Source organism: Chromobacterium rhizoryzae (assembly GCF_020544465.1).
GTDB lineage: Bacteria > Pseudomonadota > Gammaproteobacteria > Burkholderiales > Chromobacteriaceae > Chromobacterium.
The window spans coordinates 2,039,320-2,060,285 of record NZ_CP066126.1 but is presented as its reverse complement, the minus strand read 5'-3'; the positions used below and the strand labels follow the sequence as shown (position 1 = coordinate 2,060,285).

The 20,966-nt window shown below is 67.0% G+C and carries 20 protein-coding genes; 12 read left to right on the top strand and 8 right to left on the bottom strand.

Translation table 11 applies throughout. From position 1 onward, the window contains the following. Nucleotides 1-61: 61 nt before the first annotated feature. Complete coding sequence (locus JC616_RS09430; RefSeq protein WP_227107908.1) at nucleotides 62-1,591, bottom strand: EAL domain-containing protein; 1,530 nt, start codon at nucleotides 1,589-1,591, stop codon at nucleotides 62-64. Between the two features lie 519 nt (nucleotides 1,592-2,110). Here JC616_RS09430 and JC616_RS09425 point away from each other — a divergent pair. Then, nucleotides 2,111-3,430: a DEAD/DEAH box helicase gene (locus tag JC616_RS09425; protein WP_107799626.1), complete on the top strand. Its 1,320-nt coding sequence runs from the start codon at nucleotides 2,111-2,113 to the stop codon at nucleotides 3,428-3,430. Nucleotides 3,431-3,501: 71 nt separating this feature from the next. Here JC616_RS09425 and JC616_RS09420 read toward each other — a convergent pair whose 3' ends face one another. Both JC616_RS09420 and JC616_RS09415 read right to left on the bottom strand, forming a co-directional pair. After that, entirely contained in the window at nucleotides 3,502-5,184 is a 1,683-nt protein-coding gene (locus JC616_RS09420; protein ID WP_227107907.1) for a glycoside hydrolase family 9 protein, read from the bottom strand. Between the two features lie 128 nt (nucleotides 5,185-5,312). Next, nucleotides 5,313-6,524 carry an ROK family transcriptional regulator gene (locus JC616_RS09415; protein ID WP_227107905.1) on the bottom strand — a complete coding sequence of 404 codons (1,212 nt, stop codon included), beginning with the start codon at nucleotides 6,522-6,524 and terminating at the stop codon, nucleotides 5,313-5,315. A gap of 232 nt (nucleotides 6,525-6,756) precedes the next feature. Between JC616_RS09415 and JC616_RS09410 the strand changes: the two genes are divergently transcribed. The 4 genes from JC616_RS09410 to JC616_RS09395 are packed head-to-tail and all read left to right on the top strand — an operon-like array spanning nucleotide 6,757 to nucleotide 10,647. Then, nucleotides 6,757-7,623 carry a BadF/BadG/BcrA/BcrD ATPase family protein gene (locus tag JC616_RS09410; RefSeq protein ID WP_227107903.1) on the top strand — a complete coding sequence of 289 codons (867 nt, stop codon included), beginning with the start codon at nucleotides 6,757-6,759 and terminating at the stop codon, nucleotides 7,621-7,623. Between the two features lie 28 nt (nucleotides 7,624-7,651). Continuing rightward, nucleotides 7,652-8,896, top strand: coding sequence for an ABC transporter substrate-binding protein (locus tag JC616_RS09405; protein ID WP_227107901.1), 1,245 nt, complete (start codon nucleotides 7,652-7,654; stop codon nucleotides 8,894-8,896). A 10-nt stretch (nucleotides 8,897-8,906) separates the two neighbouring features. After that, complete coding sequence (locus JC616_RS09400) at nucleotides 8,907-9,773, top strand: carbohydrate ABC transporter permease (RefSeq protein ID WP_227107899.1); 867 nt, start codon at nucleotides 8,907-8,909, stop codon at nucleotides 9,771-9,773. Between the two features lie 16 nt (nucleotides 9,774-9,789). Beyond that, a complete protein-coding gene (locus JC616_RS09395) occupies nucleotides 9,790-10,647 on the top strand; it encodes a carbohydrate ABC transporter permease (RefSeq protein ID WP_227107897.1) in 858 nt (285 codons plus the stop codon). A gap of 19 nt (nucleotides 10,648-10,666) precedes the next feature. Here the strand turns inward: JC616_RS09395 and JC616_RS09390 are convergent, their stop codons facing one another. The 3 genes from JC616_RS09390 to hmpA all read right to left on the bottom strand — a co-directional run bounded on the left by JC616_RS09390 (nucleotide 10,667) and on the right by hmpA (nucleotide 13,486). Then, the gene (locus JC616_RS09390) at nucleotides 10,667-11,524 is read right to left on the bottom strand and encodes an endonuclease (protein ID WP_107799633.1); all 858 of its coding nucleotides are present in this window, start codon (nucleotides 11,522-11,524) and stop codon (nucleotides 10,667-10,669) included. A gap of 96 nt (nucleotides 11,525-11,620) precedes the next feature. Continuing rightward, the gene (locus JC616_RS09385; protein WP_227107895.1) at nucleotides 11,621-12,070 is read right to left on the bottom strand and encodes an Rrf2 family transcriptional regulator; all 450 of its coding nucleotides are present in this window, start codon (nucleotides 12,068-12,070) and stop codon (nucleotides 11,621-11,623) included. A 198-nt stretch (nucleotides 12,071-12,268) separates the two neighbouring features. Then, complete coding sequence (gene hmpA, locus JC616_RS09380; protein WP_227107893.1) at nucleotides 12,269-13,486, bottom strand: NO-inducible flavohemoprotein; 1,218 nt, start codon at nucleotides 13,484-13,486, stop codon at nucleotides 12,269-12,271. A 248-nt stretch (nucleotides 13,487-13,734) separates the two neighbouring features. On the opposite strand from hmpA, the gene JC616_RS09375 reads away from it, so the two are divergent. The 7 genes from JC616_RS09375 (at nucleotide 13,735) to crcB (ending at nucleotide 19,185) form a co-directional block, all read left to right on the top strand. Beyond that, entirely contained in the window at nucleotides 13,735-14,526 is a 792-nt protein-coding gene (locus JC616_RS09375) for an oxygen-binding di-iron domain-containing protein (protein WP_107799636.1), read from the top strand. Next, nucleotides 14,519-15,904, top strand: coding sequence for a type IV pilus assembly protein FimV (locus JC616_RS09370; RefSeq protein WP_227107891.1), 1,386 nt, complete (start codon nucleotides 14,519-14,521; stop codon nucleotides 15,902-15,904). The genes JC616_RS09375 and JC616_RS09370 overlap by 8 nt, the downstream gene beginning before the upstream one ends. 8 nt (nucleotides 15,905-15,912) lie before the next feature. Next, nucleotides 15,913-16,965, top strand: coding sequence for a hypothetical protein (locus JC616_RS09365; protein WP_227107889.1), 1,053 nt, complete (start codon nucleotides 15,913-15,915; stop codon nucleotides 16,963-16,965). Nucleotides 16,966-16,983: 18 nt separating this feature from the next. After that, nucleotides 16,984-17,532 (top strand): GTP-binding protein, encoded by a 549-nt coding sequence (locus JC616_RS09360; RefSeq protein WP_107799639.1) that lies wholly within the window; start codon nucleotides 16,984-16,986, stop codon nucleotides 17,530-17,532. Next, nucleotides 17,529-18,161 carry a peptidase M23 gene (locus JC616_RS09355; RefSeq protein ID WP_227107887.1) on the top strand — a complete coding sequence of 211 codons (633 nt, stop codon included), beginning with the start codon at nucleotides 17,529-17,531 and terminating at the stop codon, nucleotides 18,159-18,161. The genes JC616_RS09360 and JC616_RS09355 overlap by 4 nt, the downstream gene beginning before the upstream one ends. Before the next feature lie 48 nt (nucleotides 18,162-18,209). Further along, nucleotides 18,210-18,572 carry a roadblock/LC7 domain-containing protein gene (locus tag JC616_RS09350; RefSeq protein WP_048410238.1) on the top strand — a complete coding sequence of 121 codons (363 nt, stop codon included), beginning with the start codon at nucleotides 18,210-18,212 and terminating at the stop codon, nucleotides 18,570-18,572. A gap of 223 nt (nucleotides 18,573-18,795) precedes the next feature. Then, a complete protein-coding gene (gene crcB, locus JC616_RS09345) occupies nucleotides 18,796-19,185 on the top strand; it encodes a fluoride efflux transporter CrcB (RefSeq protein ID WP_227107886.1) in 390 nt (129 codons plus the stop codon). A gap of 126 nt (nucleotides 19,186-19,311) precedes the next feature. Here crcB and pcp read toward each other — a convergent pair whose 3' ends face one another. Continuing rightward, nucleotides 19,312-19,956 carry a pyroglutamyl-peptidase I gene (gene pcp, locus JC616_RS09340; RefSeq protein WP_227107885.1) on the bottom strand — a complete coding sequence of 215 codons (645 nt, stop codon included), beginning with the start codon at nucleotides 19,954-19,956 and terminating at the stop codon, nucleotides 19,312-19,314. Then, on the bottom strand, nucleotides 19,953-20,963 hold the full coding sequence (locus JC616_RS09335; RefSeq protein WP_227107884.1) for a DUF2891 domain-containing protein: 1,011 nt from the start codon (nucleotides 20,961-20,963) through the stop codon (nucleotides 19,953-19,955). Before JC616_RS09335 ends, pcp begins: the two co-directional genes overlap by 4 nt. Nucleotides 20,964-20,966 lie beyond the last annotated feature (3 nt).

Below are 20,966 nucleotides of genomic sequence, written 5' to 3'. Positions count from 1 at the left end.
TGAAACAAAAAAGGGCGCATTGTAACAAAGCGCCCCCGTCGCCCCAAGCCGCGATCCGGTTTCAGCCGCCGCCCTCCCTTTTGCCGGAGGGGCGGGTACGGCTTTCGGCGATGCCGGAATACAGCCACTGCCGGAAATGATTCAAGGTCATCGGCTTGCCGAAGTAAAAACCCTGCAAATACTCGAAGCCCTTCACATTCAAATAGCTTTGCTGCCCCTGGGTCTCCACCCCTTTCACAATCACCTGCACCCCCATTTCATTGGAGGACAAGAGCAGGCCGTCCAGAATATTGCCCTTCAGGCTATCCTGCCCCAAGGCGGACACATAGCCTTTTTCAACCTTTAGATAATCAAAGCCCCAGCGGCTCAAATATGTCTTGTCGGCGTAGCCGGCGCCAAAGTCGTCCAGCGCCAGCCTCACCCCCATCTGCCGCAAACCGTTGATCACCTTCTGCGCGCCGGACGCCTCTTGCAGCGGCGCCCGCTCCGACACCTCCAGCACCAGTTGCGCCTGCTTCTCGCGCAATAGATTGACCAGCGGCCGGCAATCCTCCAGCAATTCGGGCAAGGCCAGATGCTCGGTGGAAATATTGAGCCCCACCATAAAGCCGGGCGGCAGCACGATCTGCTTCAACTCCTCGGCCACCCGCCGCAACATGTAGCGCGTCAGCGACACGATCAAGCCGGCCTCGATCGCCGTCTGGATGAATAGCTCGGAGCGCACATTGCCCTGCACCGGGTGCCGCCAGCGCGCCAGCACTTCCACGCCGACGCATTCGCCGCTGGCTGCGGTGACGATGGGCTGGTAATGAGCGAAGAACTCTTTTTGCCGAATGCCCTCGGAGATCTCCCACCCCGTCGCCTTGCGCCCGCCCGAACCGCGGCGCGCGCCCCAGGCGATGCCGCAGCCCAGCGCCGCGGCCAGCAACAAGGCCAGCCACTGGGTTTTCAGCACCAGCAAGGGCGCCGCTCCCCATTGCGGCGCCGCCAACACGCCGATGCGCGCCGGCGCGGACGGCACCCAGGCCACCTCGCCACCCGCGTCCGGGCCCTGCTCCCTGACCTCGCCGTTGGCGGCCAAGGCCCGCCCTCCGGCCAGCAGGCTCACTTTCACGCCTTCGCGCTCGGCCAGGGCCAATTGCGCGACCAGCGGGCCGGCGTCCAGCTCCAGCACTCCGGCCGTATGCGCCAGCCGCAAACCAGGCAACAACTGCCCGCTGCCGGCCGGCAACAGGCTCGCCCCGCCTTCCACGCCGTCCGCCTCCACAACCGCACCGCGCCGCGATGCGCATAGCAGGCCCCCGGCGCCGCGCGCCTGGGCGAAGCGCACCAGCGAAGTGCGCTGGACCAATTCCGCCAAGGCCTGGGTCTGGGCGCGGCAATCCGGCTCCGGCGGCGGCAGCGTGTCCAATCGCGTCAAGGCGGCGAACGCCGGTGACAATTGCCAAGTGAGCTGGCCGGCGACCAGTTCGGCCTTTTCCCCGGCCAGCGACTGCAAGCGCCACGCCGTCAGCGCCAGCGCCAGGCCCAGAGTCAAGGCCAGGGCCAAGGCGACGCAAACGGCATAGGCCGCGCCAGGGGAGCAGGACATCAACCAGGAGTGAGCCCGGTCCGTGCTTGCGAATCTGTTTTTTCCACTCATTGCCAGCCCTCAACGAAGGTTTCACGCGTGGCCCGTCATCGTTGAAGTGTAGTTAGAAGCCAGCAAATCTCCATAAGCGGACGCCACTTGGTCCAAGCCTGGCCGTCGGTCGTCTTTGCGGATTCCAACAGTTTTTTTGCAAAATCGCCGCGGCAAGCGGCAAACAATCAAATACTTAGCCGGCATGTTTTGAAAAAACAGTTGTAAACCCGCCTGATTTACCGTATAGTCCGGCCTCTTGTGTTTCCACCGGGCATTCCAAACCACGCCTCAGCCCGAGTGAGATTGCTTCATCGTCCCTGACCATTTCCAGGCTTCGTCCACGCTTATAATGTCGCATCAGACTGGACCGCTGTTCGCCGCTTGTCAGGTTAGTGCCGATGATTTACGGCTTAAAGGCGCCGTATAACCGACCGCCACCAACCTGGCTACAAGTGACGCCGGCAGTTTCCGGCTTGAAAGGACATCATGCATTTTTCCGACCTGGGCATTGCCCCGACCATCCTGCGCGCGCTGGAAGCCGCTGGTTACTCTTCCCCTACCGAAGTACAGGCTCAAGCCGTGCCCGCAGCCATCGCCGGCCGCGACCTGCTGGTTTCCGCCCAAACCGGTAGCGGCAAGACCGCAGCCTTCCTGCTGCCGGCGCTGACCAAGCTGTCCGAGCGCTCCACCGGCAAAGGCCAGGGCCCGCGCGTACTGGTGCTGTGCCCGACCCGCGAACTGGCCCAGCAAGTGGAAAAGAACGCGCTGGAATACGGCAAGGACCTGCGCTGGATGAAAACCGTCTGTCTGGTGGGCGGCTCCTCCTTCGGCTACCAGACCCGCGCGCTGTCGCGTCCGGTAGACCTGATCGTGGCCACTCCCGGCCGTCTGATGGACCACATGCGCTCCGGCCGTATCGACTTCTCCCGCCTGGAAATGCTGGTGCTGGACGAAGCCGACCGCATGCTGGACATGGGCTTCATCGAAGACATCGAGACCATCGTCAAAGCCACTCCGGAAACCCGCCAGACCGTGCTGTTCTCCGCCACGCTGGACGGCACCGTGGGCCGCATGGCCGAGAAGATGACCCGCGATCCGCAACGCATCGAGATCGCCCGCACCGAGACCTCGGGCGGCACCATCGAAGAGCACCTGCTGTACGCTGACGACCTGAACCACAAACACCGTCTGCTGGATCACATCCTGAAAGAGTCCGGCTTCGACCAGTGCGTGATTTTCTCCGCCACCAAAGCCTACTCCGAAGAACTGGCCGACAAGCTGTCCGACCAGGGCTATTCCGCCGCCTGCCTGCACGGCGACATGCCGCAAAGCTGGCGTAACCGTACGCTGAACGATCTGCGTCGCGGCCGCATCAAGATTCTGGTGGCCACTGACGTGGCGGCACGCGGCATCGACGTGCCCACCATCACCCACGTGGTGAACTTCGACCTGCCGAAACAGGCTGAAGACTACGTGCACCGCATCGGCCGCACCGGCCGCGCCGGTCGCGACGGCACCGCCATCACCCTGGCGGAGTCCAAGGAATTCCACAAGGTGCGTCGCATCGAGCAGTACCTGAAGCGTCAGATCACCGAAGGCGTGATCGAAGGCATGGAACCCACCCGTCGCCCGCCGAAAGGCCCGCGTCGCAACACCAGCGGCAAAGGCGGCTACGGTGATCGCCGTCCGGGCAGCGGCGGCGGTCGCGGCGGCTACGGCAATCGTCGCGAAGGCGGCTACCAAGGCCAACGCCGCGAAGGCGGCTATCAGGGCAATCGCGGTCCGCGCAGCACCCAGCAGCAGTAAATCTCAGACGCCCCCGGCAGCGGGGGCCGCTGAAACAGAACGCCATCGGCTTGCCGATGGCGTTTCGCATTTCAAGCGCCGTCCGCCCTCCCACGCAAGGCCAGGGCCAGAAACAGCCAGGCGCCGTGCGGCAGCCATTGCTCGGTCCAGCGCCAGGACTGGCTGATATCGGTCTGTTCCGGGCTCAGGAAGGCGATGCCCTCGTCCGCGCCCGGCGCGGCGGTGATCCCATTGCACACCCCGCCGCAAGCGTTGTAATAGCCCGGCTCATAGCGCGGATTATTACGACCCCAGCCCTGCAGCATGCAAACGTCGAAGGGATTGCGCCCCAGAATCCAGTCCAGCGCGCCCTGCGCGTACTTCAGCATCGCCGCGCGAGCGTCCCCCTCCTCCCTCTCAGCCAAGGCGCAGCTCGCGGCGGCCAGCGACGCCAGCCGCGCGTTCTCTCCCTGCCACCAATAAGCGCTTTCATTGGTTTGCGGCATGAAAAAGCGCGCCGCGCCCTCCTCGCCGTCGCGGGCCACCCATTGCCGCGGATAGGCGAAAGGATTGCCCGCCGCCGCCGTCAGCGCCATTTCGGCCTCCAGCCCCCGCCAGACCGCCTGCCGCGCGGCGCTCGCCAACGGCGAAGCCGGCAACACCGCGGCGAAGCGCAACAAGGCGAGATAGGGCAAGCCGGCGTCGGCGCCGTGGAAAAAACTGCGCCGGCGCTCCGCGTCCATCCAGAAGCGGCCCGCCTCGTCCTGCCGCGCCAACATCCGCCGCGCGCGGCGGTCGGCGGCGTCGGCGAACACCGGCTCGCCGCTGGCCGCGTACAGCTCGCAAGCGGCCAGCAGGGCGCAATAGTCGTCGATGAGGTTTTCGCAGCCGTCGTCCAGATAGCGCGCATTGTATTGCTGCAGATGGGCGAAGCCGCGCCGCGCCGCGGCCAGATAATCGCCTCGGCCGAACTCGCCGTCGCGCGGCAACTCCGCCGCGCGCGCCAGCGCGGCGATCGCCAGGCCGCCGCCCTGGCGGAAGCCGGCTTGAAAACGCCCCGACTTGAGCCCGCGCTGAGTGGAATAGGCGCACAGTTCGCGCTGTTCCGGCGCCTTGCTCCAACCGTCGAACACCGTCATATAGAAAAACCCCGACGAATGCTGCATCCGCAACAGAAAGTCCGCGCCGTGCAGCGCCTCGTCCACCATGCGCTCGTCGAACCAGCGCGGCTGCGGCGGCAGCGCCTCGCGGCCGGCCATCAGCGCCCAAGCCAGCAAGGGCGTCTGCTGCGGATTCATGAAGTTGGCGTAAGACAGGTGCGACAGGTATTTGGAACAGTCGCCGGAGGCGTCGAACCAGCCGCCGCGCACGTCCCGCCGCGCTTCGCCGCCCCACTCCGGCGCCGCGCGATCCGCCTGGTCGTAAAGACCGCTGCAGCGCTGCGACTTGAAATAATGCAATAGGTCGGACAACATCTGCCCGCCCAGGCAGCCCGGCCCCACCTCGAACTCATGGCTGATCACCGGCGGCGCGCTGTCCCGCAGCCACAACCGATAACGGCCCGGCCGCGTCCAGCCGCTGAAATCCGCCTGCCAGTAATGCCACTCCGGCCATCCCTCCGCCATGCCCTGCGGCTGCAAAGGAATTTCGGTCGCGGCGCGCCCCTCGGCATCCAGCAAGACCAGCGCCGTCGGCGCGGCCTGAGCCGGCGCCTGCAACAAGGCCAGCTTGGACGCTTGCGGTTCGAAACCGATGTGGTTCAGCAGAATCTTCATGGCGCGGCCCCGTTCAATTAAATAAAGCGTTTTGCTTTAATGATGGGCAATATTTACGCGCCGCGATGGCCAGGTCAAGCCAATGACATAAAAAAATCTCGCCGTGACGCCGATTCGCCAACCGCTTCTCAGGCTTTGAGCAAAACCTCGTACTGCGGATTGAACTCGTCGAAGATCGGCAGGGCCGCCGCGCCCAGCGCCACCGTGTCGCGGCCGGCTCCGCCCAGCAGCACCCGCGGGCCGCAGCTTTGCCGGATAGATACCGGCAGCGGATGCAGCCGCTGCTCCAGCTGCTCCAGCAAGGCCGGCGGCAGAAAACCGCCTATCACCACCGCCTCGATGTCCAGCAGGCTTTCCAGGATATTGATCGCCTGGCGCAGCGGCGGCGCGGCGGTGGCCAGCCAGCGTTCGATGCCGTAGCAGATCTCCGGCGTCGGCCGCTGCAGACTGCGGGCCGCCAGCTCCGCGTCGTCGGCCAGGCCCAGCGTTTCGTACAGCGCGCGCAGCGACACATAGCGCTCCAGGCAGCCATGGTTGCCGCAATCGCAGGGCCGTCCGTCCGGCATCACGATCATGTGGCCGATCTCGCCGGCGTTGTGGCGAACGCCCGCGTACAAGCGCCCGTCCAGGAACAAGCCCGCTCCCAGCCCGGCACCTATGAACAGATAAACGAAGTTGCGCAGCGCGGCGGCGCGGCCGTACAGCCGCTCGCCGATGGCGGCCGCGGTGGCGTCTTTTTCCAGCAGGACAGGCAGATCCAGCCTGCGCTCCAGCTGCGCCGCCGCGTCCACCTCCTCCCAGCCCGGCAAGGTGGTAGGGCCGACCGAACTCATGCCCTCGACGCCGAAAGGGCCCGGCATCACCAGACCCAGGCCCAGCACCCGCCCCCAGTCTATGCCCGACTCGGCGCGCAGCCGGCCCACCACCTCTTCGATCAAGGGCAAGGCCAGTTGCGGATCCGGCCGCCTCACCGGCGCCTCCACTCGCGCGCGGCATTGACCGGCCAAGTCCACCGCCACCGCGATCAGCGACTGGGTGTCCAGCTGAATGCCCAGCGAGTAGGCCCCGTCCGGGTTGATGCTCAAGGGTATCGCCGGCTGGCCGCGCGCGCCCTCACGCATCGGCTCTCCGGCCAACAGCATGCCGCCGTCCAGCAATTCCGCCGCGATATTGGACACCGTCTGCGGCGTCAAGGCGGTCAGGCGGGCGATTTCGGCGCGGGTCAGCTGCCCGTTCAGGCGTATGGTCTCTATCACCGCGCGACGGTTGTGCGCGCGGGCGTGCTCCAGATTGGTCCCCGCCACCGTGCGCGGGTCCTGGCCTGCAGGAATGGATTTCATGCCGGCAGTATGGCGAGCCGGCCCCGGGCGGACAAGCGCGTCCGCCGGCCTTGTTGCGGCGGCGGCGACAGCCAGGCGCCCCAGTCGCCGCAATTAAATAAATCAACTTGACGAAATGCCATCGTAATGATTGAATTTTCAAAAATTCTAATGGCATCGGACGCCGACCATGCAAACCCATGATGTTGCGGGGATTTGCGCCGGATGCCCGCGTTTGACCAAGGACAGCACCGTGACTGAAGCTTTTGAATACCGCCTGGGCGTTGACGGCGGCGGCAGCGGCACCCGCGTCTGCCTGAGCGACGCCGCCGGCCGCCTGCTCGCCCGCGCCGAAGGCGGCCCCTCCGCGCTGTCGCGCGGCGTGCCGCAAGCCTGGGACGCCGTGAACGAAGTCATCGCCCACGCCTTCGCCCAAGCCGGCCTGCCGCCTGCGCCGCCGGCGCGATGCGCGATCGGCCTGGGCCTGTCCGGCGTGCACAACGCCGATTGGGCGGCCGCCTTCCGCGCCGCCGACCCCGGCTACGCCCGTCTGCGCCTGGCCACCGACGGCTACACCACCTTGCTGGGCGCCCATGGCGGCCGGCCCGGCGTGATCGTGGCGCTGGGCACCGGCAGCATAGGCGAAGCGCTGTATCCGGACGGCAGTCATCGCGAGGCGGGCGGCTGGGGTTATCCCAGCGGCGACGAAGCCAGCGGCGCCTGGCTGGGCCAACGCGCCGCGCAATACGCGCAGATGGCGCTGGACGGCCGCCTGGCCGCCACGCCGCTGACCCGGGCGGTGCTGAAACATGTCGGCGGCGACTGGCAGGCGATGATGGCCTGGAACGGCCGCGCCACGCCCACGCTGTTCGCGCAGTTGGCGCCGCTGGTGGTGGCCAATGGCCGCCGCGACTCTCTGGCCGCCGAATTGCTGCGCCAGGCCGGCCGCGACGCCTGGTCCATCGCCAAGGCGCTGGATCCGGACGAGAGTTTGCCGACGGCCTTGTGCGGCGGCCTGGGCCAGGCGCTGCGCGATTGGCTGCCGCCGGAATTCGCCGGCCGCCTCAGTTCGCCGCAAGGCGACGCCTGCGCCGGCGCGCTGCTCCTGCTGGCCGACTGACCCCCTCCTCACTCCATAAGGACATCCCATGCGCCTCTCCCCGCTGCTGCTCGCCGGCCTGCTGGCCCTGGCCGGCCCGGCCCGCGCCGACAAGATCGTGGTCGAGTACTGGACCGACTCGCTCAAGCCTCAGTTCGACGCCTACTTCGCCGCGGCGAAGAAGCAGTACGAGGCGCAGCACCCCAATGTCGAATTGCGCTGGGTGGACGTGTTCAACGAGGGCTTCGAAACCAAGCTCAACGCCGCCATCGCCGCCGGCAAGCCGCCGGCGCTGATCAACCACGACGTGCCGCGGCTGTACAAATACGCGCAGAAAGGCGCGCTCTTGCCGCTGGACGGCGCGCTGGCCGCGGACAAGGCCGGCTATCTGCCCAATGCGCTGGCCGACCTCAGCGTGGCCGGCAAGCTCTACGCCTATCCCTGGTACAACAACGTCAACGTGCTGGTGCTCAACGGCGAATTGTTCCGCAAAGCCGGCCTGGACCCGGCGCGCCAGCTGCTCAGCCTGGAACAGCAACTGGCCGCGGCCAAGGCCATCCGCGCCAAGACCGGCGTGCCCGGCCTGCTGCCGCAACTGGGCCAGATCGACGGCATCATGCTGGGCCGCGGCCTGCCCTTGCTGCAAAACGGCAAGGCGGTCTTCAACAGCCCGGCGCACGCGGCCTTGCTGCGCCAATACGCCGACGCCTACAAAGCCGGCGCGCTGGCCAAGGAGAACCTGTTCGCCGACGACAACTACCAGGCCAGCGTCAAGCTCTACAACAGCGGCCGGCTGGCGATGATGGAGACCGCGCCCACCGCGGTGCGGCGCACTCAGACCGACGCCCGTGCCATTTTCGCGGTCAGCCGGGTGCAACCGGCGCCGCTGGGACCCACCGGCGTGGTCCAGGGCGGCTATCAGTTCGGCTGGGCGGTGTCCAAGGGCTTGCCTGCGCCCACCCAGGCCGAAGCGATCAAGTTCGCCCGCTTCCTGACCAGCGACGCGCAGCAACTGGCGTTTTCCAAAGTCACCGGCGCCACCTTCCCCTCCACCCGCGCCGCGCTGCGCGATCCTTACTTCACCCAGGCCGGCGGCAGCCTGGTCGACGTCGCCCGCGCCCAGGGCGCCAAGGCCGCGCCGGACATCCGCACTTTCAGCCTGAGCGGCGTGCCGCGGCTGGCGGACCTGAAGAAAAAACTGGTGGACAGCGTGGAAGCGGCGGTCACCGGCCGCAAGGACGCCCAGCTGGCGCTGGACGAGGCGGCCGCCTTCTGGAACCGGCAGCTGAAGTAAGCGCGCCGCGATGAAATCCAGCGCCCGCAACGCCTGGCTGTTCCTGGCCCCGGCCCTGCTGCTGATGGCGGCGTTCACCTTTTGGCCGCTGCTGTTCGGCAGCTATCTGGCCTTCACTCGCTACGATCTGCTGTCGCCACCGCAGTGGGCGGGGTTGGAGAACTTCGACTATTTGCTGCAGGACGAGGTGTTCTGGCGCGCGCTGCGCAATTCCCTGCTCTATCTGCTGGTGGTACCGGTCATCCAATTGGCCGCCATCGCGCTGGCGCTGCTGGCCAACCGGCCGCTGCGCGGCGTCAAGCTGTTTCGCGCCGCCGTCTATCTGCCGGTGATCACCACCGTCGCCGTGGTCGGCATCATGTGGAACTGGATGTACGCCGATTACGGCGTGCTCAACAGCGCGCTGCGCTGGCTGCGCCTGCTGGCGGCGCAGCAGGAAATCGGCTTTCTCAGCGACGAGGACATCGCGCTGTTTTCCGTGATGTTCGTCACCTTCTGGCGCGGCGTCGGCTATTACATGGTGCTCTACCTCGCCGGCCTGCAGGCGATCCCGGCGGAAATGCAGGAAGCGGCCTTGCTGGACGGCGCCAACGCCTGGCAGCGTTTCTGGCGCATCACCCTGCCCATGCTGAAGCCCACCATTCTGTTTTGCAGCCTGATTTCCACGCTGGACGCGCTAAAGGCCTTTGAGGAGGTGTTGGTGATGACCCGCGGCGGCCCGCTGAATTCCACCTATACCGTGCTGTATTACATGTTCCACCAAGGCTTCGATCAGCTGGACTTCGGCCGCGGCGCCGCCGCCGGCCTGCTCTTGACCGTGATCTGCCTATTGCTGGCCGGCCTCAACTTCCGCCTGCTGCGCCCGGCCCACCGCTAGTTTCAGGACGCCCGCCATGACCGCCGTCTCAAGCCCGCTTGCCCGCCCCGCCCGGCAAACCCGTTCGCGCGCGCTGCGGCGCCTGCCGGACTATCTGCTGTTGTTGGCGCTGGCCTGCGCCGCCTGCTATCCGTTTTGGTGGACCTTGATGATCGCGCTGGGCGACGGCGAGCAGGTGTTCGACTTCCCGCCGCGCTTGCCCGAGCCCTTGTCGCTGGCTCACTTTCGCGAAGTCTGGACCCAGATTCCGATGGGGCGGTTTTTATGGAACTCGGCTCTGATTTCCGCCTTGACCACCGCCGGCACCCTGCTGGTTTCCAGCTGCGCCGGCTTCGCGCTGGCGCAGCTGCGCTTCCGCGGCCGGCAGTGGGTGTTTTACGCCATCATCGCCACCCTGCTGCTGCCCAACGAAACCAATGTGCTCAGCAATTACGTGACGCTGTCCTGGCTGGGCCTGGACGACAGCCGCGTCGGCGTGGCGCTGCCGGCCTTGGCCGGGGCCTTCGGCATTTTTCTGATGAAACACGCCTTCGAGGAGATTCCCGAAGAAATCGTCGCCGCCGCGCGCATGGACGGCGCCGACGACTGGCAGCTGTTCTGGCGCGTCTGCCTGCCGCTGAGCCGGCCTTATCTGGCCACCCTGGCCATCTTCACCCTGGTCTGGTCGTGGAACAGCTATGTCTGGCCCAGCGTGGTGCTGAAGAACCCGGACCTCTACCCGCTGTCCGTCGGGGTGCAATACCTGAAGGGCGCTTTCGCCACCTCCACGCGCATGGTGGCCGCCGGCGCGGTGCTGACCATCGCGCCGGTGCTGCTGGTCTTCCTGTTTTGCCAGCGCTATTTCATGCGCGGCATGGACGGCGCGGTCAAATAAGGCCACCCGGCCGCCGCGCTCAAGCGCCGCACAGCTCGGCCAGCCGCTGCGGCTCCGCCACCAGGAAATTGCCCTCGCCCTGCAGTTGAACGATGCGCGCGTCGCGGCGGCGCTCCCAGGCGTTAACCGGATACTGGCGCGCCCAGGCGCACATCAGTTGCTGATCCTGACGGCTCATGCGCAGCTGGTAGCGCGCGTGCATGTACAAGGTGATGCGCGCCGCCGCGCCGCGTACTTCCTCGCGCGGCTGGAAACGCTTGTTGCCGAAATCCGTCACCGATTGGCATTGGCCGTACATGGTCGCCGGCTTGCGGCTCCACGCGCCGTAGGCGAAGTTGGCGCGGTCGCCGTTGACCTCGCCCACCGCCGGCACCAGATTGTTCAGATCGCCTTCCGCCATGCGGAACACCGGATCGCTGGACGCGCAGTTCTTGCGGCCGCCCTGCTGCCAGCATTGGCGCTGATGGCCCAGATTCCAGGCCGGCACCACGTGTTCCCACTCGATGCGGCTGGCGCGGGTTTCGGACTTGCGCGGCACATAGCCGCAGGACGCCCAATCCACCGCCTTGCCGCGGTAATCGCAGCCGCAATAGAAGTCCTGCTCCATGCCGGAGAACACCCGCGGCAGCACTTTCTTGGCGTTGGAAAAATCGCGGTGCCCCACTTGCTTGACGCCGCTGACCAGCTGCGCCGCCTGGACCCGGCCCGGCGCGCCGGCCTCGGCCGCGGGCCGCGTCGCCTGCTCCAGTTGGCGCACCACGGCCGCTCCGGCCTTGGCCAGGGTTTTGACTTCCGCAGATTGGCTGATTTTTGAAAATTCGGCCGCGTCGCAGCCGGCCAACAATAAAACGACGGGGAGAAGGATGGGATAACGCATGGCGGGCAGTGTAAGTACCCGCCGCGTTCACGACAATAAGATACAAAAAATATTACAAATGATAATCCATGTGAATCTCAACAAAATACGCCAACATCATTTTGAGATGGACAAGGGCTGCCGATGCAGCCGGACGATGGCCTCGCCGGTGGGCGCGGCCATCATATCGCGCAAGGTGTATTGGTCCAGCGTACGGAAAAACGCCGCCAGCGCCTCGTCCAGCGCGCCCTTGAGCCTACAGCCCGGCCGCAGCGCGCACGGCGGGTCCGCGCAGTCTATCAACTGCGACAGTCCTTCCAGCGTGCGCACCACCTCGCCGACGCGGTAGCGCTCCGGCGCCCGCGCCAGCGCCAAGCCGCCGCCCTTGCCGCGGCTGGTCTGCAGCCAGCCCTGCTGCGCCATGAAGTGGACGACCTTGACCAGATGGTTGCGCGACACTTCGAAACGGGCGGCGATTTCGGGAATGGTGGCCAACTGCCCCTCTTCCTGCCAGGTCAGATACATCAGCACGCGCAGGCCGAGATCGGTAAAACGGGTCAATTGCATGATCTTAAAAACCTGTTCAAAGCCTCGCGAGCCAGCGCGAGACAAGGCAAAAATGGCTGAAGAAGCGAAGTGTACACATGGTACACCAGCATTCTAAAACTGTTTTCAAGGCCCTTTCCGACCCTATCGCGGACACGCGGCGGACATTGAACAGGTTCTAAAGCCCGCCGCTCAATAGAGCGCGGGCCTTGCCGCGGCTCAGCCGCCGACGGCGTTGGAGCCGAACACCTCGAAATGCACTCGTTCCGCCGCCACGCCCAAGTCCAGCAGGCTGGCGCGCTGCGCCAGCATGAAGCCCACCGGGCCGCACAGATAGTAGTCGGCGTCCGGCAGCAGCGTCATCTCGCGCAACTGGCTCAGTTGCAGGCGTCCCTGCTGCTGATAGTCCCGGTCCAACACGTCCTCCGCTCGCGGCGCCTCGTAGCAGACATGGGCGCGCAGCTGCGCGTGGCGTTCCTGCATCTGGCGCAAACCATCGCGCATCGCGTGCGCGCCGCCGTGGCGAGCCGCGTGCAGGTAGCGGATTTCGCGGCGGCTGCCGGTTCTCAGCAAATGCCGCAGCATGGACAGCATCGGCGTCTGACCGACGCCGGCGCTGATCAGCACCACCGGGCCGTCGCGCTCTTCATGCAGGAAGAAATCGCCCTGCGGCGCGCTCAGCTCCAGAATGTCGCCCTCCCGTTTTTCCGCGTGCAGCAGATTGGATACCCGCCCCGCCGGCTTGCCCTCGCCGCCGTCCTCGCGCTTGACCGAAATGCGCAGATATTCGTCGTTGGGCGCGTCGGACAGGCTGTACTGACGCGGCTGGGCCAGCCCCCATTCCTCGACGAAGCATTTGACCGACACATACTGGCCGGGCCGGAAGCCAGGCACCGCGCCGCCGTCGGCCGGCGCCAGATAGAAGGAAGTGATTTCCTCGCTCTCCGCCACCTTGCGCGCGATGCGAAACGGCCGCCAGCCGGCCCAACCGCCTTCGGCGTTGGCGCTGGCGCGGTACAGTTCTCGTTCCTCCGCGATCAAGATGTCCGCCAATTGGCCGTAAGCGGCGGCCCAGGCCGCTATCAGCTCTGGCGTCGCCGCCTCGCCCAGCACTTCCTGGATGGACGCCAGCAAATGCTTGCCGACGATGGGGTAATGCTCAGCGCGGATGCCCAGGCTGACATGCTTGTGCGCCACCCGGGTCAGCACCGGCGCCAACGGCGACGGGTCGTCTATGTGCTGGGCGTAGGCCAGCACCGCCATGGCCAGCGCCTGTTGCTGCTGGCCGGAGTGCTGATGCCCCTGGTTGAAAATATTTTTCAGCTCCGGGTTATGGCTGAACATGCGGCGATAAAAATGACTGGTCAGGCTCAGGCCGTGTTGCTGCAACACAGGAACGGTGGCTTTGACCAGGGCGCGGGTTTCGGGACTCAACATGGCGGGCTCCTAAAGATGTGTGCTTAATACATTTTATTGTGGGTAAAAAACGCCGACTCGGCGCTGGTCGGCTTAAAGATGTAAAAATAATACATCTTTATGGCGACGCTGTCACCGCCGCGTAAAAATATTCCTTCCGGGTGAGCTTGACCCAGGTCAAGACCCCAATCATACCGCTTGCATAATATCTGAGCATTCTTAGGCATAGCACGTCCATTCGCGGGCGGGCCAAGCAGACGAGGCGGCTCATGGCATTGGTGCTTTACGACGACGGCAATCACAAATGCGTCGCCTTCACCGAACTGGTGCAGGGCGAAGGCATACAATCCAATCAGTTCGCCATCATCGACCAAGGCGAGGGCATTCTGCTGGACCCCGGCGGCAACCTCACTTACAAGCATCTGATCGCGGAACTGGCCGATTACTTCCTGCCCTCCCACACCCGCTACATCTTCGCCTCGCATCAGGACCCGGACATCATCGCCTCGGTGGGCGGCTGGCTGCTGATCACCGACGCCCAGGTGATCATCGCCGAAGAATGGACCCGCTTCCTGCCCCACTTCTGCATGCGCGGCGCCACCGCCGGGCGGCTGGTGGCGATTCCGCCGCGCGGCATGTGGATGCGGCTGGGCGGCGCGGACCTGCAAATCGTGCCGGCCCATTACTTGCACACGGTCGGCTTTTTTCAGATCTACGACCCGATCAGCAAGATCCTGTTCTCCGGCGACATCGGCGCCTCCTTGATGGACGGCCACGCGGCCGGCCTGCCGGTCAGCGACTTCGACGCCCACCTGCACGACAGCCACATGCTCGCCTTCCATCGCCGCTATATGTCCAACAACAAAGCCTGCCGGCTGTGGGTGGACATGGTCCGCCGGCTGGACATCGAATGGATCGTGCCGCAACACGGCGGCTCCTTCCAGGGCAAGCCCATGGTGAAGCGTTTTCTGGATTGGTTCGAAACCCTGGAATGCGGCACCGATCTGATCGGCCCCGCCGATTTCACGCCGCCGCCGCGCGAGGCGCCGCGCCATGACTGACTGGCTGCCGCAGAACCCCGTCGATCTGGTCGTCGGCCTGGCGCTGGCCATGGGCCTGCTCGCCTTGCTGGCCGCGCTGCGCTGGCAGGCTCGCCGCGACCGCGCCGCGCAAGCGCGGGACGAGGGCATATCCTTGGCCGAGCCGGACCCAACGGATGCCGGCGACGCTGAGCAGCCCTATCAGGTGGACGAGCTGGATTCGCTCGCCGAAGTCGACATCTTCATCGAGTTCGGCTATCTGGAACAGGCGGCGCAGGCCCTGCGCCACTATGTGGACAGGCAGGCGCCGCACTCCTCCAAGCAGTTGCTGCGGCTGGCCGGCCTCTACCTCAAGACCGGCGCGCTGGACGACTACGCCGCGATGCTGGAACGACAGCACGATCTGGCGCTGATCGGACGGGAAGCGCTGGAACAAGCGGTGGAAGCCGGCCTGCGCGTCGAGCGCAATCAGCTGGCCCTGCGCGTGCTGGCGGAACAAAGGCTGGGCTGGGGGCCGGAGACCATCGGCCTGCGCCTGGGCGACGACGCGCCGGAACTGGCGGCGGAAGACGCCGAGGAAACCACGGCAGCCGTCCTCCCCGCCCATCCGTCTCAACCCTCGCCTCCCGTAGCCGGACGGCCGCAAGTCTTGCTGCACGGCTGCGCCCCGCTGTTTCCGCTGAATGAGCGGGAGAAAGACGCCATCGCCGCGCTGCTGCCGGCCGAGCGTCAGGCCAAAGTCTGGTTGCGCTGGCAGGAATACGCGGCGGCGACGGCGGCGCTGGAACAGACGCTGACCTTGCGCCCCCACTCGCTGACGCATTTGCTGGACCTGCTGCACGCGCATTACCGGCAACGCCAGCTGCCGCGCTATGCGCGGACGCTATGGCGCTTCCATCTGGCGCTGGGCGAACACGGCGCCGGCCTCAAGGAACAATTGATCCACGCCGGCTGGCTGCTGGGCGCCCATCCGGCGCTGGACCTGCTGGCGCGACGCCCGGGCAGGCCGGAACTGGAACGCATCGGCCGCAGCTTCGGCTTCAGCGGCGCGCCTCCGGCCGCCGCGCCTCAGCGCCGGCCGCTGGTGACGCGGCAGACCGAAACGGAGACGGCCGAGAATCTGGACGCGCGCGGCGAGGCCGACGCCTACCTCAACGAAGGCCAGGTCGACATGGCGATCCAGACCTTGGAGCAAGCGGTGCTGAGCCGGCCGGAGGACGCCGCCAACTATCCTCCCCTGTTGCAGCTATACCGCCGCCAGGACGACCGGGCGCGCTTCCAGTGGCTATTGCGGCAACTGCGCGGCCATGTGGCCCAACTGCCGCTGGAAGTCAGCGCGCAGCTGGCCGGCTTCGACGCCGATGCCGGCCCCGCCCGCCGACGCATGCTGGCCGCCTGAGCACACCCATGCCACGCCCCGCCCCTCCCGCCCCCGATATCGCCGTGCTCGCCGTCGGCATGGACGATCGCAAGCTGGCCCTGCTGCGCATGGCCTTCCGCCTGCACCACAGCTTGCGCTACCGCTTGCTCGAATCCCCGTCCGACGAACGCGCGCCGGACCTGGCCATCGTCGATGTCGACAGCCCCGTCGGCTGGCAGGCCTGGGAAACATTCCGCCAGCGTCATCCGGCGCTGCCGGCCCTGATCGTCGCCGCGACGCCGCCGGAGCGCGCGCCCGTCCCGACGCTGGCCAAGCCGCTGCGGGTGGAGACCCTGTTTCCTCAACTGCAAGCGGCGCTGCGGCGCGCGCCCGACGCGGCAAGGGCAGCGGGAGCGCTCCCGGCGCCCGCGCCCCGGCCCGAACCGGTCGCCGCTCCGGCTCCGCCGCCGTCCATGCCGTCGATCTCCATCGCCCGCTTCGACCCCCGGCGCGGCCTGCTCGGCGCGACGACGCGGCTGGCGCGCCAGCCTCGGCCGGCGCTCTTGCTGGCCGAGGGCCGGCCGCTGCTGTGGCTGCGGCCGGACCGCGCGCAAGCGCAATGCCTGCAGCCGGCGGAGCAATTGCGAGAGCTGTGCCGGCAAGACGCGCCGGCGCTGCACGCTCAAGCCGCCGGCGCCAGCGCCGGCGTCATCACCCAGCCGCTGCCGACGCTGCTGTGGCAGTTGGCGATCTGGAGCAGCCAGGGCCGGCTGCCGGCCGGCATCGGCGCGGACACTCCGCTGCGGCTGAGGCAGTGGCCCAACCTGACCCGGCTGGCGGCGCTGCCGGACGCGACGCGACTGAGCGCGCTGCTGACCAAGACGCCGGCCACGCTGCGCATCATCATCCGGCTGCTGCGCGTCGATCCCGAACACGCCTGCACCTTCCTCTCCGCGGCCCACGCGCTGGGCCTGCTGGACTGGAACAGCGACGCGCCGCCCCTGAAAGTGATCTCCAGCGCGCCGGTGCGCCCCGACGCCGTCGCGCCCGAACGCGCCGGCCTCCTGTCCCGACTCTTGCAAAAAGTGACCCGTTTGTGAGCCTCACGACCTTCCATCATGCGCAGCCCAGATAACAAAATCCTCTTCGCGGGCCCGGTGGGCGCGGGCAAGACCACCGCCATCGCCGCCATCAGCGACATCGCCCCGATCCGCACCGACGCCAAGGCCAGCGACATGACCTTGCATCGCAAGGACCACACCACGGTGGCGCTGGACTACGGCATGTTGCGCCTGGACGCCGACACCAAGATCCACCTCTACGGCACCCCCGGCCAGGAGCGTTTCGACTTCATGTGGGACATCGTCAGCCGCGGCAGCATCGGCCTGATCCTGCTGCTGGACCACAGCCGCGCCAATCCGCTGCAAGACCTCGGCTTCTTCCTGCGCGCTTTCGAGCCGCTGCTGCGTCGCGCGCCGCTGGCGCTGGGCGTCAGCAAGACCGACCTCGCGCCGCTGTCCGCCACCGCCGTCTACGCCGACGCCCTGGCCGCCCGCGGACTGAGCGCGCCGGTGTTCGAAGTGGACTGCCGCCGCCGCGAAGACATCAAACAGCTGCTGCTGGCGCTGCTGTACTCGATAGACCCTGGCCTGGGAGAACCGCAATGAACGAAGAACTGCGTCTGAGCGGGCCGCTTTATCCAATGGCCACGCCGGCCGGCGCCTTTTACGCCGTCGCCGGCGCGGAGGCCGACCTGACCCGCCGTCTGCTGCTCAACATCCTGCGGCTGGGCCATGCGGTGCCGTTAAGCGAACCCTTGCTCAGCGAATGGTGCGACGACGAACTGGAACAAGCGCTGGCCACCCTTTACCGCTTGCAACGGCTGGAATTCGTCCACGGCACCGCCGAGCCGCGGCCGGCCGCCGCCGGCAACCTGGAAAGCCAGTTGCCGGAGCTGCTGGCGGCGCTGTCCGGCAGCGGCCAGGCGCTGCTGGCCGACGACAACGGCCTCTATTACGCCACCGCGGGCTTCCGCCACGAAACCGCCGAGGAAATCGCCGCGCTGGCCGGCGACCTTATGTCCTTGAGCCGCCGGCATCACCTGCTGCTCAAGAACCACCTCAACCTGGGCAGCGCCGCCTGGGCCTCGGTGGATCCGGCCGGCCGCAGCCAGCTGGCCTTTTACCCCTTGCACGTGGCGCAGCAGGCCTTCGCGCTGATCATAGGCGGCGAACCGCGGCTGCAAAGCGAAGCCTTCGTCGGCCTGGTGGAGCTGCTGGTGCGCCGCTACGCCTGAACCCCGGCCGCGCGGCGGCCGGCGCATTGAACAATCCAGGAGAAACCCATGCGTGAACAAATGCTCAAATCCATTCTGAGCGACCTCAACGGCGCGTCCGCCGACATCGAAGCGTCCGCCATCATTTCCGCCGACGGTCTGACCATGGCGGCGCTGCTGCCGCAAGAGGTGGACGAGGACCGGGTCGGCGCGATGGCGGCGGCGATGCTGTCCCTGGGCGAGCGCACCGCGCGCGAACTGGCGCGCGGCGGCCTGGAACAGGTGATGGTCAAGGGAGAACACGGCTACATCCTGATGAGCCACGCCAGCCCTGACGCGGTGCTGACCGTGATCGCGCGGCGCGAGGCCAAGCTGGGCCTGATTTTTCTGGACGCCAAGCGCGCGGCGCGCAGCATTGCCGAAATCCTTTAAATCAACGGCTCAATGTCTGCTGCGCGTAGGCGGGCTAGCCGGGCAAAGGCCTTGAAAGCCGCTTCGGAAATGTCCATTCCCCCTTGCGCGTTCCGCCTTCTCGGCGGTTTCGCCTTGTCTCGCCCCGGCGCGCGAAGCTTTGAACTCGCTCCGGCAAACCGGCCTATACTTGGCGGCGTCTGGCCGGCACAATAGGGTTTTGCTTTTATGCCAGACCCGCTCCATGTGGAAAACCATACTCGCCATCTCCGTCGGCGCCGCGCTGGGGGCGCTGCTGCGCTGGGCGCTGGGCGTCAAGCTGAACAGCCTGTGGCCCAGCCTGCCGCCGGGCACCCTGGCCGCCAATCTGGTCGGCGGCTACATCATCGGCCTCGCCGTCGCCTTCTTCGCCAGCGCGCCGGGCGTGTCGCCGCTATGGCGGCTGCTGGTGATCACCGGCTTCTGCGGCGGCCTGACCACCTTCTCCACCTTCTCCGCCGAAGTCGTCTCCCTGCTGCAGCAACAGCGGCTGCTGCCGGCGCTGACCGCCATCGCCGTCCATGTCTGCGGTTCGCTGCTGGCCACCCTCGCCGGCATCGCCAGCTGGCAGTGGCTGCGCGCGCTCAAGAGCTGAACGCCGTCCAAGAACGCGCTTAGCCGTTCACACCGCCAGGCTTCGCGGCGGGGAGCGCGGCATGCGGCGGCGCGGGAACGCTTGCAGACCGTACCCGCCGTGCCGCGCCGTGGATCGTACACCGCGCTAATGCGTCGCCCCGCCGGTTTCCACGATGTCCGTCGTCGCCGTCAACGCCGTTTCCAGGGCCAGCCTCAGGCCGGCGACTATCGTCTCCAAGCTCATGCTGGCCGCGCCGGGATGCGCGGCGGCCTGCTCCGGCAGATACGGGATGTGAATGAAGCCGCCGCGCGCGGGCGTTCCGGCCAAGGCGTGCATCAGGCCGTAGAACACATGGTTGCAGACAAAGGTGCCGGCGCTCTGCGACACCGCCGCCGGAATGCCCGCCGCGCGCAGCGCCGCCGCCTGGGCCTTGATCGGCAAGGTGCTGAAATAGGCGGCCGGCCCGCCCGGCACCACCGGCCTATCTATCGGCCGCCGCCCGGCGTTGTCCGCGATGCGGGCGTCGTCGACATTGATCGCCACCCGCTCGAGCGAAAGCTCGGGCCGCCCGCCCGCCTGCCCCACCGCCACGATCAGCGCCGGCCGCAGCGCGGCCAACTCCTCGCGCAACACGGCCAAGGCCTCGCCGAACACGCAGGGCAGCCGCCGCGCCGCCACCGCCGCGCCCGCCAGCGTCTCGCCGTCCAGCCGGCGCACGGCCTCCCACGACGGGTTCACGCTCTCGCCGCCAAACGGTTCGAAGCCCGTCAACAAAATGGTCTTGCTCATTCGCACTCCCCCTCTTCCAAGGCCAGCAGGGCGAAAGTCCCCAGCCAATGCTCGCCGGTGTAATGGCCGCTGACCACGTGCGGCAGGCCGGCGTCCAGATGCGCCCGCGCGCTTTGATTCAGCAGAGGCCTCCAAGCGTCATCCGGCGGCAAGGCGGCCGTCAACTGGCGCAAACACCAGGCGCGGCTCAAATTCAGGCCGATGAGGTGACCGATCTTGGGGTCCGAGCCGTCGCTGACCCGGACCGGGCTCAGCAAGGCAGCGCTGCGCGGCAAATCCGGCGAGAAGGCGCGCAGCCAGTCGCGGAACGCCTCGGCCGACAATAGCCGGCCAAGCAGCAAGGCCTGACACAGGCTGGGCGACAGAAAGTCGTCGCCGCTCGGTTCCAGCCGCGTCGGATAGTCCGCATCGGCCAGGAAGTAACGCCGGGCGGCCGCCTCCAGCGCCTGCGCCAGCTCGGCATCGGCGGCGGCGCGGGCGTAGTCCAGGCTCAGCAGCAAGGCGAAGGCGGTGTTGGCGTGCCCGCCGCCGCGGATCGGGTAATCCTGCAAAGGCAGAAACCTCAGCCAGCGCTGGCGGATCAAGGCCAATAACGGCTGCATCGCCGCGCGCCATGACCCGGCTTGCGGCAGATCCCAGGCCTCGAGCTCCTGCGCCAGGGCCAGCAGCCAGGCCCAGCCATAGGGCCGCTCGAAGCTGGCGCGGCCCGGCGCGGCGAAATAGTCCGCCTCCGCCTGGAAAGCCTGCGGCGTAAAATGGCCGGCGAACAGGGCGGCGATCTCGGCCTGCTCCGGCAAGGCCGGGAAACGGCGAGCCAGCCGCGCCAGCAGCCAGAAGCCGTGCACGGCGGAGTGCCAGTCGTAGCAGCCGTAGAACACCGGGTGCAAATCGCGCGGCGCGCGCGCGTCCTCCGGCCCGTTCAGCAGATGGCTCAGCAGATTCGGATATTCCCGAACCAGGCCGGCCAGCGGCAGCGCCGCCAGCTTGGATGCTTGTTGCGGATTCATGCG